Annotated in this window: 13 protein-coding genes; 4 read left to right on the plus strand and 9 right to left on the minus strand. The window is 71.8% G+C overall.

From position 1 onward, the window contains the following. Window positions 1–85: 85 nt before the first annotated feature. Genes Q0D57_RS01635 through Q0D57_RS01650 form a run of 4 tightly spaced genes read right to left on the minus strand, consistent with a single transcriptional unit; the run spans window position 86 to window position 4,319 of the window. Window positions 86–1,135: an LLM class flavin-dependent oxidoreductase gene (locus tag Q0D57_RS01635; protein ID WP_291037075.1), complete on the minus strand. Its 1,050-nt coding sequence runs from the start codon at window positions 1,133–1,135 to the stop codon at window positions 86–88. After that, entirely contained in the window at window positions 1,135–2,070 is a 936-nt protein-coding gene (locus Q0D57_RS01640) for an alpha-L-glutamate ligase (RefSeq protein WP_291037078.1), read from the minus strand. The genes Q0D57_RS01635 and Q0D57_RS01640 overlap by 1 nt, the downstream gene beginning before the upstream one ends. Window positions 2,071–2,090: 20 nt before the next feature. After that, window positions 2,091–2,603 (minus strand): gamma carbonic anhydrase family protein, encoded by a 513-nt coding sequence (locus tag Q0D57_RS01645; RefSeq protein WP_291037081.1) that lies wholly within the window; start codon window positions 2,601–2,603, stop codon window positions 2,091–2,093. A gap of 33 nt (window positions 2,604–2,636) precedes the next feature. Further along, window positions 2,637–4,319, minus strand: coding sequence for a sodium:proton antiporter (locus Q0D57_RS01650; protein ID WP_291037084.1), 1,683 nt, complete (start codon window positions 4,317–4,319; stop codon window positions 2,637–2,639). A 28-nt stretch (window positions 4,320–4,347) separates the two neighbouring features. Between Q0D57_RS01650 and Q0D57_RS01655 the strand changes: the two genes are divergently transcribed. Then, window positions 4,348–4,803: a hypothetical protein gene (locus Q0D57_RS01655; RefSeq protein WP_291037087.1), complete on the plus strand. Its 456-nt coding sequence runs from the start codon at window positions 4,348–4,350 to the stop codon at window positions 4,801–4,803. Next, window positions 4,800–6,005 (plus strand): low temperature requirement protein A, encoded by a 1,206-nt coding sequence (locus Q0D57_RS01660; protein WP_291037090.1) that lies wholly within the window; start codon window positions 4,800–4,802, stop codon window positions 6,003–6,005. The genes Q0D57_RS01655 and Q0D57_RS01660 overlap by 4 nt, the downstream gene beginning before the upstream one ends. A gap of 30 nt (window positions 6,006–6,035) precedes the next feature. Here Q0D57_RS01660 and Q0D57_RS01665 read toward each other — a convergent pair whose 3' ends face one another. Further along, window positions 6,036–7,712, minus strand: coding sequence for an AMP-binding protein (locus tag Q0D57_RS01665; protein ID WP_291037093.1), 1,677 nt, complete (start codon window positions 7,710–7,712; stop codon window positions 6,036–6,038). Window positions 7,713–7,772: 60 nt separating this feature from the next. Between Q0D57_RS01665 and Q0D57_RS01670 the strand changes: the two genes are divergently transcribed. After that, the gene (locus Q0D57_RS01670; RefSeq protein ID WP_259524926.1) at window positions 7,773–7,922 is read left to right on the plus strand and encodes a hypothetical protein; all 150 of its coding nucleotides are present in this window, start codon (window positions 7,773–7,775) and stop codon (window positions 7,920–7,922) included. A gap of 6 nt (window positions 7,923–7,928) precedes the next feature. Here the strand turns inward: Q0D57_RS01670 and Q0D57_RS01675 are convergent, their stop codons facing one another. The 4 genes from Q0D57_RS01675 to Q0D57_RS01690 all read right to left on the minus strand — a co-directional run bounded on the left by Q0D57_RS01675 (window position 7,929) and on the right by Q0D57_RS01690 (window position 11,864). Continuing rightward, the gene (locus Q0D57_RS01675) at window positions 7,929–8,120 is read right to left on the minus strand and encodes a hypothetical protein (protein WP_259524927.1); all 192 of its coding nucleotides are present in this window, start codon (window positions 8,118–8,120) and stop codon (window positions 7,929–7,931) included. A gap of 27 nt (window positions 8,121–8,147) precedes the next feature. Next, window positions 8,148–8,876 (minus strand): hypothetical protein, encoded by a 729-nt coding sequence (locus Q0D57_RS01680; RefSeq protein WP_291037099.1) that lies wholly within the window; start codon window positions 8,874–8,876, stop codon window positions 8,148–8,150. Window positions 8,877–8,954: 78 nt separating this feature from the next. Continuing rightward, entirely contained in the window at window positions 8,955–10,220 is a 1,266-nt protein-coding gene (locus Q0D57_RS01685) for an FAD-dependent oxidoreductase (RefSeq protein WP_291037104.1), read from the minus strand. A gap of 75 nt (window positions 10,221–10,295) precedes the next feature. After that, on the minus strand, window positions 10,296–11,864 hold the full coding sequence (locus Q0D57_RS01690; protein ID WP_291037107.1) for a methyltransferase: 1,569 nt from the start codon (window positions 11,862–11,864) through the stop codon (window positions 10,296–10,298). Window positions 11,865–11,892: 28 nt separating this feature from the next. Here Q0D57_RS01690 and Q0D57_RS01695 point away from each other — a divergent pair, with 28 nt between their 5' ends. Beyond that, window positions 11,893–13,566, plus strand: a complete 1,674-nt coding sequence (locus Q0D57_RS01695; RefSeq protein WP_291037110.1) for a carboxylesterase/lipase family protein — start codon at window positions 11,893–11,895, stop codon at window positions 13,564–13,566. Window positions 13,567–13,626 lie beyond the last annotated feature (60 nt).

Here is a 13,626-nt window from a genome sequence, read left to right on the forward strand (position 1 = left end):
CCCCTGACAGTGGGATCAGCACCCGAGCCCTCAGCACCCGGTCGATCCTCCGCGCCCAGCACCATCAGCGCCGAGCACCCCGCCCTCAGCGCCCCTCGAGCTCCCGCACCCGCGGAATGACCTGCTCCGCGAACCGCCGCATCTCGCGGAGGTGCGGCGAGAACTGCAGCAGCAGCAGGTCGACGCCGGCGTCGGAGAACTCCACGATCCGCCGCGCCACCTGGTCGGGCGTGCCCACGAGATCGGGGCGCAGCCCTCGGTTCGACACCGAGTAGTCGCGGAGGTCGACGGTGGTCTCGAGCTGCGACTTCGACACGAAGTCCTGGTACGACTCGTACGCGGCCCCGCCCCGCACATCCGTGATGCGCTCGAGCTCGGCCTGCGCCTCCTCCTCGGTGTCGCGCACGATCGCGTAGGCGGCCATGCCGAACGAGGAGAACGGCGTCTCGGAGACGGCCGCGCGGCGAGCGGTCAGGTCGGCGATCTTGGTGCGCAGCTCCGCGGGCGTGCCGCCGTGCGTGACGTAGGCGTCGGCGAACCGGGAGATCGCGTTCTTGCCGCCCTCGCTCTCACCGCCGGCGTAGATCACCGGTGCCACCTGGGGCTTCGGCGACAGGTAGGTGTTCTCGAGCTCGTAGTACTCGCCCTTGAAGCTGTAGGGCGTCTCGCTCCACAGCCCCTTGAGGATCTCGACGAACTCGAGGCTCCGCTTGTAGCGGTCGTCGTGCTCCGAGAAGATGCCGCCGTACTGCCGCGCCTCCTCGGCCCACCACGCCGAGACCACGTTGAGCGTGAACCGCCCGCCGCTGATGTCGTCGATCGTGGCGGCGCGCTTCGCGGCGACCGCGGGCAGGTGGTAGCCGGGGCGGATGGCGGTGAGGATCTCGATCCGCGAGGTCACGGCGGCGACGGCTGCGGCGAGCTCCCACGCGTCGAGGCTCGGCGCCTCCTGGCCCTTGACGTCGTTGAGGTTGAGCTCGGCGATGAGCGTCACGTCGAATCCGGAGGTCTCGGCCGTCTGCGCGATCTCCTTGACGTGCTCGAAGGTCGTCGGCGTCTGTTCGTCGTCGACGTTGCGGAGCCAGCCGCCGAAGATCGGGGTCCAGTAGCCGAAGCGCATCGGTGAAGCCGCCATCAGAGCAGTCCTCCCAGGAAGCGCGCGATCGAGCGCGGGCCCGAGACCGGGCTCGACGCTTCGACGTCCGGGTTGTAGTTCGTGTTGGTGTTGATGTCGTAGGTCACGCGGCGGCCGTCGGCGGTCTCGATGAACTCGATCCCGGCGATCTCGATGCCGTTCGTGGCCAGGAACTCCTCGTAGCGGGCGATCAGCGGATCGCCGTCGAAGCCCTCCCGCAGCGAGAACAGCGGCGGAGGCGTCGAGCCGTCGGCCCCGGGCACGGCGCACGCGTCGGCGGGGCACAGCTCGAAGCTTCCGGCCGAGGTGTCGACGCGCACGGCGTAGACGAAGCGACCGCCCACGAACTCGGCGCGCGTGACGAAGGGCTCCGCGGCCACGAGGAACTCCTGCAGCAGCGTGATTCCGTCGACGGGCTCCTCGAAGTCCGAGCCGCCGACATAGGCGTCGAACTCCTCGTAGCTGTCGAAGCGGCGCACCCCGAGGCCCTTGCCGCCCTGGTTGTGCTTCGAGATGAAGGGGAGGCCGAAGTCGCGGGCGGCTGCGCTGAGACCCGCACGCCCGAAGACCGCCACGGTGCGCGGCACGTCGAAGCCGGCGCGGCCGAGCCGGAGGTGCTGATCGACCTTGCTCACCTCGAGGTCGATCACGCCGCGGCCGTTCACCACACGGGCACCCGAGTTCTCGAGCCACGACAGCAGGGCGCGCGTGTAGTCCTTCGAGTGCGGGTTGCCGCGGGTGTGCGCCGAGGCGCTCATGCGCGACCAGTAGACGCCCGGCTCGGGCGCCGCCGAGAGGTCGATGCCGCCGTGCACGGCATCCTCGGTGAGCAGGATCTCGGTGAACGGCACGCCCTCCGCCTCGAACGCCGCGGCGAGCGGCGGCAGCCACTCGGGGTTCTCGTGGATGACGTGCACGCGTGGTTCTGAAGCCATGCTCCGAGTCTAGGAGCGGCTCAGGAGGTCGCTTCCCGATGGGCGCTCGAGAGGCCCAGATATGTCGCCGCGTTACGCCGGATGCCCTCGCGCTCCTCCTGCACGAGCTCGCGACGCACCTTCGCGGGCACACCGGCCACGAGCGATCCGGGCGGCACGACCGTGCCCTCGAGCACGAGCGCGCCCGCCGCCACGAGGGAGCCCGTGCCGATGACCGCACCGTTCAGCACGGTGGCGTTCATGCCGATGAGGCAGTCGTCCTCCACCGTGCAGCCGTGCAGCACGGCGCCGTGGCCGACGCTCACCCCGCGGCCGATCGTGGCGGGCTTGCCGAGGTCGGTGTGCACGACCACGTTGTCCTGCAGGTTCGAGCCCTCGCCCACGACGATCGGATCGTTGTCGCCGCGGAGCACGGCGCCGTAGAACACGCTCGCGGAGGCCGCGAGGTGCACGCGCCCGATCACGGTGGCGGTCGGCGCGACCCACGCCGTGGGGTCGATCTCGGGGGTCTGGCCCTCGTACGTGATGAGCATCGTCGTCTCCTGGTCGTGTGTGTGGCGCCCGACTCAGAGCCGGTCGCCGAGCTGCGAGACGATGGCCGCCTCCTGGTAGTCGAGCCGCTCGAGGAACTCCCGCGTGGCGTCGTCGTCGAGCCGGTCGGCGTCGCGCTCGCGCACGACCGCGACCCGCTGCGCGTGCAGCACCCGCCGGTAGAGGGCTCCGAACTCGGCCCCCAGGCCCTCCCCCGGCCCGGGCGCGCGCTCCGCGTCGTCCGACTGCCGCGCCACCGTCTCGGCGATCCGCTCGAGCATCTCGGGCGGCACACCGGCGGGAGGCGACTGCAGGAACTCGGCGAACACGCCGGCCGACGCCGCGCGCGCGACCTCGCGGGCGTGCTCGGACTGCGCGAGGTCGTACTCGTCCTGCTCCGGATCGCTGAGCCCCAGCGACCGGATCAGCAGCGGCAGCGTGAGTCCCTGCACGAGCAGCGTGCCGACGGCCACGATGAACGCGATCGCCTGGATCTCCGCCCGCCCCGGGAACGGCTCCCCGTTGGCGAGCACGAGCGGCACACCGGCCGCCGCCGCGAGCGTCACGACTCCGCGCATGCCGGTCCACGACACCACGAGGCTCTCGCGCCAGTTGAGGAACACCGGGTACTGCTTCGGCTTCCGCCCGCGCGCCACGCGCTGCTCGTTGGCCACGCGCATCCGCTCGCGGAGCCGCTCGTCGCTCGCGATCTTGCGCCGCATGACCTTGTCGGTCAGGAAGTTGCGGCCGAAGGAGACGAACACCCAGATGGGCCGGATGAAGAGCACCACGAGCAGCACGAGCGCACCGAGCCCGAAGACGGCCCAGACCGAGTCGCCGGCGTCGCTGATGTCCTGGATGACGAAGCGCAGCTGCAGCCCCATGTAGGCGAACACGAACGCCTCGAGCAGCACGTCGAGCGACGACCAGACCTGCCGCTCCTGCAGCCGCGTCTCGTAGCCCGTGCGCGCCGACGAGGTGCCCACCGCGAACCCGGCGGCCACCACGGCGAGCACGCCCGAGGCCTCGAACTGCTCCGCGAGGAGGTAGGCCGCGAACGGCACGATCAGCCCGAGCACCGTCTCGAGCCCCGAGTCCTGCAGCAGGCGCCGGATGGCGACGGCCACGACCGCGAGCACGACCCCCACCGCGATCCCCACCACCGATCCGTAGCCGAACAGCAGCAGCGGGTTCTCGAGGAAGGTGTGGGTGCCGGCGACGGCCGCCACCGTGATGCTGAAGAGCGTGAGCGCCGCGGCGTCGTTGACGAGGCTCTCGCCCGTGAGGATCGACATGACCCGCTTGGGGAGGCCGAGCTTGCGGCCGATGGCCACGGCCGTGACGGCATCCGGTGGCGCCACGATGGCGCCGAGCACGAGCGCGGCCCCGAGGGTCAGGGCCGGCACGACCCACGCCGAGAACACCCCCACCACGAGCGCGGTGACCACCACGAGCCCCACACCGAGGCCGAGGATGGGGCGGAGGTTGCGCACGAAGGAGCCGAAGGAGAACTGCAGGGCCGCCGAATAGAGCAGGGGCGGCAGCACGACGCCGAGGATGATCTCGGAGTCGAGCTCGAGCCGGGTGAAGCCCGGGATGAAGGAGGCGGCGAAGCCCACCAGGGTGATGACGAGGGCGGGCTGGAGGCCGCGGCGCTGGGCGAGCCCGGTGACCGCGATGGCCCCGACGATCACGAGGAGGAGCTGCACGCCGTTCACGCCGCCCAGCCTAGCTAGAGTTCTCATCATGGAGCAGGTGACCGGCACAGTGCAGGCGACCGGCACAGTGCAGGCGACCGGCACCGTGGAGTCGATGGACGCCCTCATGCTCATCACCGAGCTCTTCGGCTGGATCGGCATCGGCGCCGGCGTGCTCATGCTCGTGGTGGGCTACGTGCGGGGCGCGTTCTTCCGCGGCTGGCGCGAGACCCTCGGCGTGGTCGTGCTCGACGACGCCGGCCACCGTGCCTACCGCTGGCTCGGCGACGACAACGTGCTCTACCAGGCGCCCGCCCACGAGGACGAGACGCAGTCGCTCGAGCCGGGCGACGAGCTCACGGTCTACGTGAACCCCCGCGACCCCGCGGTGGGCCGCGCCGACGAGCCCACCCACGAGGGCCGCGCCTTCCGCACCACGGGCTGGATCCTCCTCGGCGCCGGCCTCCTGGCGATCGTGCTGCAGATCGTGCTGCTGTTCCTATGACGCGGCAGCTGATCCCGTTCGTGCGCATGCGCGGCCGCGACGTCGACGAGCCCGGCCGGGTGTCGAGCCCGCTCGAGCTGCTCTTCGACCTCACCTTCGTGGTGGCGATCGCCTCGATCGTCACCCAGCTCGCCCACGCCATCGCCGAGGACCACATCGCCACGGCGCTCCCGAACTTCCTGATGGTGTTCTTCGCCATCTGGTGGGCGTGGCTGAACTTCACCTGGTTCGCGTCGGCCTACGACACCGACGACGTGCCCTACCGGCTCCTCACGATGCTGCAGATGGGCGGTGTGCTCGTGCTCGCGGCCGGAGTGCCGAGCGCGTTCGAGCACGGCGACTACCTGCTCATCACCACGGGCTACTTCATCATGCGCATCGCCCTCGTCGTGCAGTGGCTCCGGGCGGCCGCCCAGGATCCGGAAGGCCGGTCGACGGCGCTCCGCTACGCGCTCGGCATCACAGTGGTGCAGGCGCTCTGGATCGTGCGGGTGTTCACCATCGGGGACTGGCCGTTCGCGGCCCAGGTGGCGGTGTTCGCTCTGCTCGCGGTGTGCGAGATGGCCGTGCCGATCTGGGCCGAGCGTCCGCGGACCACGGCGTGGCATCCGCACCACGTCGCCGAGCGCTACGCGCTGTTCACGATCATCCTGCTCGGCGAATCGGTGCTCGCCGCCACCTCCGGCGTGCAGTCGATCATCTCGGCCGGCGCCTCGAGCGGGGAGTTCGTGCTGCTCGCGGCGGCCGGCCTCGCGCTGCTATTCGGGCTCTGGTGGGTGTACTTCCTCGAACCGGCGCACGAGGGGCTCGAGGACAACCGCCGCTGGTCGTACTACTGGGGCTACGGCCACTACCTGATCTTCGTGGCGCTCGCCGCCGTCGGGGCCGGCCTCGAGGTGAGCGTGGAGGCGCTCGCGCACCACGCCGAGACGCCCGTCGTGACGATCGGCTACACGGTCGCCGTGCCGGTCGCGCTGTTCCTCGTGATGATGCGGGTGCTCTACCGGCCGCTGATCGGGCCCACCGTCGTGCCGCCCGCGCTGTCGCTCGGGGGTGCTGCGGTCGTGCTGCTCGTGCCGCTGATCGCGCCCGCCACCTCGCTCGCGGTCGTCGTGCTCGCGATCACGGTGGTGGTGGCCCTCGTCGTGGCGCTCACGATCGTGGTGCGGCGCCCGCGACCGGAGGCGGCGCGGGCCTCCTAGAGCTTCGGGCAGACACCCGGGCGGCCGCTTCTAGAGCAGGTCGCGCAGCTCCCGCCGCAGCACCTTGCCCACGTTCGACTTCGGCAGTTCGTCGCGGAACAGGATGCGGGTGGGCCGCTTGTAGCCGGCGAGCTCGGTCTTGAGGTAGGCGCGCAGCTCGTCCTCGCTGAGCGAGTCGTCGGCCTTCACCGCGAAGAGCACGACGGTCTCCCCGGAGCGGTCGTCGGGCACACCGATCACGCCGGCATCCCGGATCTTGTCGTGGGCCATCGCGACCTCCTCGACCTCGCTCGGGTAGACGTTGAAGCCCGAGACCACCACCATGTCCTTCTTGCGGTCGACGATCGTGATGTAGCCGTCGTCCGACATCGTCGCGACGTCGCCGGTGAGCAGCCAGCCGTCCTTCAGCACCTCGGCCGAGGTCTCGGGCTGGTTCCAGTAGCCCGACATCACCTGGGGGCCGCGCACGCAGAGCTCGCCTCGCTCGCCGAGCGCCACGGGCACGCCCTCCTCGTCGCGCAGCTCGATGTCGGTCGAGGGCAGCGGCAGGCCGATCGTGCCGACGCGGGGCGTGGTCCAGGTGGGGTTCACCGACACCACGGGCGAGGCCTCGGTGAGGCCGTAGCCCTCGAGCACGTCGTTGCCGGTCGCCTCGCGCCAGGCCTTGGCGGTCGCGCCGCGCACGGCCATCCCGCCCGCCACCGCGAGCTTGACGCCCGAGAAGTCGAGCGCACGGAAGCCGGGGTTCTCGAGCAGGGCGCCGGCGAGGGTGCTGACGAGGATGAGCACGCTCGGCTTCGTCTTGCCGAGGGTCTTCACGAGGTCGTCGGTCTCGCGCGGGTTCGTGATGAGCACGTTGTGCGAGCCGTAGGAGAAGAACGCGAGCGCATTCACCGTGAGACTGAAGATGTGGTACAGCGGCAGGGCCGCGATCACGGTCTCCTGCCCCTCGTGCAGCCGCAGGCGCATGGGCGCGAGCATCTGCGCCTGGTTGGCCACGAGGTTGTGGTGCGAGATGACCGCGGCCTTCGTGCCACCGGTGGTGCCGCCGGTGTACTGCAGCAGGGCGGTGTCGGATGCGGCCACGTCCGGACGCGCCAGGTCGGCGTGCCGGGCGCCGGCGGCGAGCGCCGCCCGGAACGAGGTGGCGCCGGTGAGACCGTGCCGGGGCACGAGCTTCTTGACGTGCTTGACCACGAAGTTCGTGACGAGTCGCTGCGCCCCGGGGAGGAGGTCGCCGACATCCGTGAGCACGACGTGCTTGATCGACGTCTCCTCGATCACGGCCGCGAGCTTGTCGGCGAAGTTCTGCAGCACCACGATCGCCGTGGCGCCCGAGTCGATGAACACCTTGCGCATCTCGTGCGCGGTGTAGAGCGGATTGGCGTTGACCACCACGAGACCGGCCTTGAGGGCCCCGTAGAGGGCCACCGGGTACTGCAGCAGATTGGGCATCTGCAGAACGATGCGGTCGCCCTTGCCGAGACCGAGCTCGCCGAGCAGGAAGCCGGCGAACCGGTCGGAGAGCTCGTCGATCTCCTGGAACGACAGCGTCGCCCCCATGTTGGAGAAGGCGGTGGACTCGGCGTGCTTCGCGCACGTCTTGGAGACCAGCTCACCGACCGACCGAAACGGCGGCTCCTCGACGGTGGGGGCCAGCTCGCTCGAGTAGCTCTGCAGCCACGGACGGCTCTCGTATGGATTCATCGCTTCTTCGCTGTCGTACGGGGGTGGGCTGGCCCTTACGCTACCCGCTATCGTCGACCCATGATGAACGACGACGACTACGACGAGCGCCCGAGCGGATTCATCGGCCGGCTCGGCAAGGCGAGAGCGCTGACCTGGATCGTGATCATCGGCCTGGTCGCCCTCAGCATCGGCGCGATCTCCGTGGTGATCGTGCTGCAGAACGCCTGAAAGGCGCTACTGCACGCCGGGCTCGGCGTCGTCGATGAGTTCCTGGTCCCAGTCGCGCTGGGCCTGCTCGGCCTCCTCGCGGGTGGGGAAGGGGCCGAGGTTCGGAGCGTCCGGGAAATCGTCCGGGTTGAGGTCGGTGGTCACGTAGTAGGTGATCACGTCGTCCTGTTCGTGCTCCACGATGCGCAGATCTGACATGCTGCCGACTCTACCGACACCCGCGGGTCAGAAGTCGAAGCCCCCGCCGAAGTCGCCTCCACCGAAGTCGCCTCCGCCGCCGAAGTCGCCGAACCCGCCGCCGTCGGCGTAGCCGCCGTCTGCGCTCACGTCGCCGGCACCCGCATCCGCACTGCCCGCATCCGCACTGCCCGCATCCGCGGCACCGGCGTCGCCGCCCGCGTCCGCTCCACCGTCACCGGAGTCGGCACCCGCCTCGTTGCCGCCCTCGGCACCCATCGGCGGCAGGAACGCGCTCACGAGCGCCGAGCCGATGACGTAGCCGGCCACGGTGCCGAGCAGCGACGAGGCGACCATGCCGCCGAAGCCCATCCCGCCGCCCTGCCCGCCCTGTCCACCCTGGGCGCCGGCGCCGTTGAAGGCGCGTTCCATGGTGCCGGGGTTGCGGATCTCGGAGCGCGTCGCCGACTGCGCGAGCGAGTGCGGGTCGTCGCCGCGCGGGGCGTCGCCGGGCGCGGCATCCTGCGACAGCTGCGTGAAGAGGATCTTGCGCTGCTCGGGCGTGAGCTTCATGAACGCCTCCTCGTGCACCTGCTCGATGGTCTCGGGCGGTGCTGTGCGGAGGAGGTAGCGGTAGCGCTCGACCGCGATCTCGTCGTCGGTGCGCTGCGGCGCCTTCTGCTGCGGCACGGTGTAGCGCGGGTCGTGCTGCTGGGGGCTCTGCGAGGTGCCCTCCTGCGGTTCTTCGCGGCCCAGAAGTCGGTCGAGGAATCCCATGCTGATCGCTCCGATCTCAGGCGCCCTCTGCGCACTGGATCCCAGTCTGACCACCGGGACTGGAGAACGGCTGGATGCTCACCGCGAGCGCGCTATGACCTCGTCGATGCGCTCGGGCCGGAGCCCGTGGCCGATCACGCGCGGCCCGGCACCGCGCACGGCGGGCACGATGAGGTTGAGGGCGGCGCGCTGCACGGCGGTGGGCGGATTCGACAGCAGCGGCCGGTCGAGCGGCCTTGCGATGGCGCGGTGCAGCTGCAGCTGGATCGCCTGCATCGCCTTCACGGCCGGCAGCCGGCGCCGCTGGATGGCCGCGAGGTCGCGGGGAGTCACCCCGAGCGCCGAGCCCGGTCCGCCGATGGCCCGGAGCAGCAGCGGCTCGGCGAGGCGGTTGGCCGTGGCGACGGCATCCTGGATCGCGTACTCGACCCCCACGCCGAACGCGGGCGACATGGCGTGCGCCGCGTCGCCGATGCAGAGCAGCCCCGGCCGGTGCCAGGTCTCCAGCCGCGACAGGCGCACCGAGAGCAGCTTCACGCTCTCCCAGTCGTCGAGCGCGTCCACGACGGGCGCGAGCGGCTTCGCAGCACGCGCGAGCGACTCCTTGAAGGCGCCGAGGCCCTCGGCCCGGATCTCGTCGAAGCGCCCCTTCGCGATGATGCAGCCCGTCTGCAGGCGGTCGCCCCGGTCGATCGTGACCACCGACACCCCGCGGTCGAGGTAGGCCAGGGTGGGCCGGACCACGGCGGGCGGCTTGGGCAGGTCGAACCACAGCACGTCGACCCCCACCCCGAACTCGCGCGGTTCGAGCCCCGTGGCGGCCCGCACGGTGGAGGCGCGGCCGTCGGCGGCCACGGTGAGCCTGGCCACGATCTGGAGCTCGCCCTCGGCATCGACCGCGGTCACGCCCGTGACCGCGGACCCGGCACGCCGCACACCCGTGGCCGCCGCGCCCCTGCGCAGCCGGAAGCTCGGCAGCCGGGCGGCGTGCCCGGCCAGGAAGTCGAGGAAGTCCCACTGCGGCATGAAGGCGAGGAAGTCGTTCGGCGGAGGCAGCTGGGAGAAGTCCATGGCCTTCACGCGGATGCCGTTGACCACCACGTCGAGCGAGCGCACCTCGCTGTGCGGCAGCGTGAGGAACTCCTCGCGGAGCCCGAGGTCGCCGAGCAGCTCGAGGGTCGAGGGGTGCACGGTGTCGCCGCGGAAGTCTCGCAGGAAGTCGTCGTGCTTCTCCAGCACGAGCACGTCGATGCCGATCCGCGCGAGCAGGTAGCCGAGCATGAGGCCGGCCGGGCCCCCGCCCACGATGCAGACCTCGGCGTGCAGGGTGCGCGTGGCGGCCATGCCCCCACCCTAGGGCGACGGGCGGCGTCCAGCGCGGGCACGGATGCAGCCGACACGAACCCAGCAGGCTCAGGCTCAAGCGGGCAGCAGGAACCCGTCGTCGACGAGCGAGCGGATGCGCGGCACGAGCTCGGCCCGCAGCGCCCCGGCATCGACGCTCAGCACGTCGGCGATCGCGTCGACGATCGGGCCCACGGCGAGGTCGCCGTCGCACGCGCCCACGAAGGCGGCGAGGCCGGTGTCGAGCGCCACCCGCCGGCCGAACCCGCCGCCCTGCAGGAGGGCCATCACCACCGGATCCTCGTGGCCCGGCCAGTAGTGCCGCTCCTCGGTGACGTCGGAGGCGTAGACGAGGGTCGACCGGAGCAGCGCGTCGAGGTCGCGGTGCACCTCCCAGTCGTGGCCGGCGAGGCAGCGGGCGAGGTGGTCGCCGAGCCCCGCGGGGTTGTCGCCGAGCCCAGACTCGAGCCGCTCGTAGCGGGCGAGGGTGGGGCTGCTCTCGCGCGGTCGGCGGAGCAGGAGGTAGCCGAAGCCGACCGCGCCCACGCCTCGCGCCTCGAAGTCGTCGAGCCAGGCGGCGTAGAGCTCCTCGAAGCGCTCGCTGCCGGGCTTCGTGCCGCCGTCGCGGATCCACGTCTCGGCGTAGAGGGCCGCGCTCTGCTGCTCGCGCTCGATCACCCAGGCGTCGAGCCCCGAGCCGCCCTCGACCCACGAGCGCACCCGCGCGAGGCCGTCGATCGCGTCGCCGTCCCGCCCCTCGCGATACTCCCAGTTGCCGAGCATCTGCAGGATGCCGCCCGGAGCGAGGTGCTCCGCGGCACCGCGCACGACGGTCTCCACAATCGCGTCGCCCTCGAGCCCGCCGTCGCGGTACTCGTAGAGCGGCACCCCCTCGGTGCGGGGGGTGATGACGAACGGCGGGTTCGACACGATGCGGTCGAACCGCTCCCCCGCCACGGGCTCGAACAGGCTGCCGAAGCGGAACTCGATCGAGTCGATGCCGTTGAGGCGGGCGTTCAGCGCGGCGATCTCGAGGGCTCGCTCGGAGATGTCGGTGGCGACGACCCTGCGGGCGAACCGCGAGGCGTGCATGGCCTGGATGCCGCAGCCGGTTCCGAGGTCGAGCACGGAGTCGGCGGGCGTGGGGATCATGAGGCCCGAGAGCGTGGTGGTGGCCCCGCCGATGCCGAGCACGTGGTCCTCGTCGAGTGCGCGCCCGAGCGCGGCCTCGCCGAGGTCGGAGACGATCCACCAGCTGCCGGCGCCGAGCGAGTCGACGAAGCCGTAGGGGCGGAGGTCGAGGCGCGCGGCCAGGAGGCCCGGGGCCGAGCCCTCGCCCACGAGGCCGAGCCTCTCGGCGCCCTCAGCCGTGAGCCCGGGCAGAGAGGCGTCGAGCTCCTCCCGGCTGACCTGCTGGCCGAGCACGAAGAGGCGTGCGAGCGCGACGACCGGATCGGCGGCCGTCGCCTCGCCCGCACGTTCCGCCTGCCGCTCGCGCTCGGCGAGCACGCGCCGGGCGGGGAGGGTGCGGCCCCGGAAGAGGGCGGCGGCGGCCTCCGCGCCCCAGAGGTCGTCGAGCACCTCCACCCGGTAGCGGGCTCGGGTGAGGTCGTCGCGGAGGAGGTCGATCGAGGCATGGTCCACCCACCCATTCAATCGCTACAGTGGCGTCATGCCGCACACCGAGGGTGATCCGCTCGTCGTCGAGACCGCATCCGGAGCCGTGCGCGGGGTCGCCGGAGAGCACCGGGCAGGGGCGGCGGGGGCCGGCGCCACCGGCTCCGTGCGGCACTGGCGCGGCATCCCCTACGCGGCCGCGCCGGTGGGCGCGCTGCGCTTCCGCCGCCCGCAGCCGGCACCGCCGTGGGAGGGTGTGCGCGACGCCTCGGCCTTCGGGCACGCGGCTCCGCAGCACGAGAACAAGGCCATCACGCTCCCGCCGGGCGTCACGCAGTCGGAGGACTGCCTCACCCTGAACGTGACGGCTCCGGATGCCGAGGGCCCGCATCCGGTGATGGTCTGGGTGCACGGCGGCGCGTACGTCGCCGGCTCGAGCGCCCAGCCCCTCTTCGAGCCGTCGCAGCTCGCCGCGGAGGGCCGCGTGGTGGTCGTGAGCCTGAACTACCGGCTCGGCGCGCTCGGGTTCCTCGACTTCTCGAGCTTCTCGGGGTCCTCTGATTCTCCGGAGGCGTTCGAGGCGAACCTGGGGCTGCACGACATCCTCGCGGGGCTCGCCTGGGTGCAGGAGAACATCGCGGCTTTCGGCGGCGACCCCGGCTCGGTGACGCTGTTCGGCGAGTCGGCGGGCGGCGGATGCGTCACCACCCTGCTCGCGACGCCGACCGCGGAGGGCCTGTTCCACCGCGCGATCGCCGAGAGCTCGCCGGCCACCTCGGTCTCCGACGCCGAGCGGGCCGCGACCGTCGCGGGCCGCTTCCTGCGGCTCGTGGGCCTCGAGCCCGCCGAGGCCGGCCGGTTGCGCGAGCTCGAGCCCGACGTGCTCAGCCAGGCGGCGTTCGACCTCGTGGCGGCCGTCTCGGCCGAGGCACCCGGCACGCTCGCCATCGCCCCCGTGGTCGACGGCGTGCTCGTGCCGGAGCATCCGGTCGACGCCTTCCGCGAGGGCCGGCAGCTGCGGGTGCCGCTCGTCATCGGCACCAACCACGACGAGGCGTCGCTGTTCAAGCTCATGAAGTCGCCGCTCATGCCCATCACGCAGTCCTCGGTGCACGCGATGTTCGAGGCCATCCTCGCCGAGCGGCCCGACCTCGCCACCGCCGTCGCGGCCGAAGCGGCGACCGCCGAGGCCGGCAGCATCCACTCCGGCAGCGCCGAGTCCGGCAGCGCCGCGGTCTCCGTCGATCTCGAGGCGCGCATCGAGGCCGCCTACCCGCGCTTCCCCCGCCACGGCAGCCCCGCCGAGCTCTCACGCGACGCCGGCTTCCGCATGCCCTCCATCTGGCTGGCGGCCGCGCACAGCCGGGTCGCCCCCACCCGCATGTACCGCTTCGACCACGCGCCCGCCATGCTGCGCCTGCTCGGCATCGGCGCCACCCACGGCGCCGAGATCGCCTACGTGTTCGGCACCCTGGACATCGCGAAGAAGGATCCGAGCTTCGACCTCGGCGGGCTGAAAGCGGCGCGCCGGCTCTCGACCGAGATCCGCGGTCGCTGGGCGGCCTTCGCGCACTCGGGCGAGCCCGAGGTCGAGGGCGGCGAGACGTGGCCGCTCTACGACGAGACCACCCGCAGCACCCTCGTCTTCGACGCCCGCGGCACGGTGGTCGACGATCCCGACCCCGAGATCCGCCGCGCGTGGGGCGACGCGGTCATCGCCTTCCGCTGACGCCCAGCGCTCCCTCTCCGCCCCGTCCCACCGCTTCACCCCTGCAGCACCCGTTCCACC

It is taken from the genome of Herbiconiux sp., from assembly GCF_023264895.1.
GTDB lineage: Bacteria > Actinomycetota > Actinomycetes > Actinomycetales > Microbacteriaceae > Herbiconiux.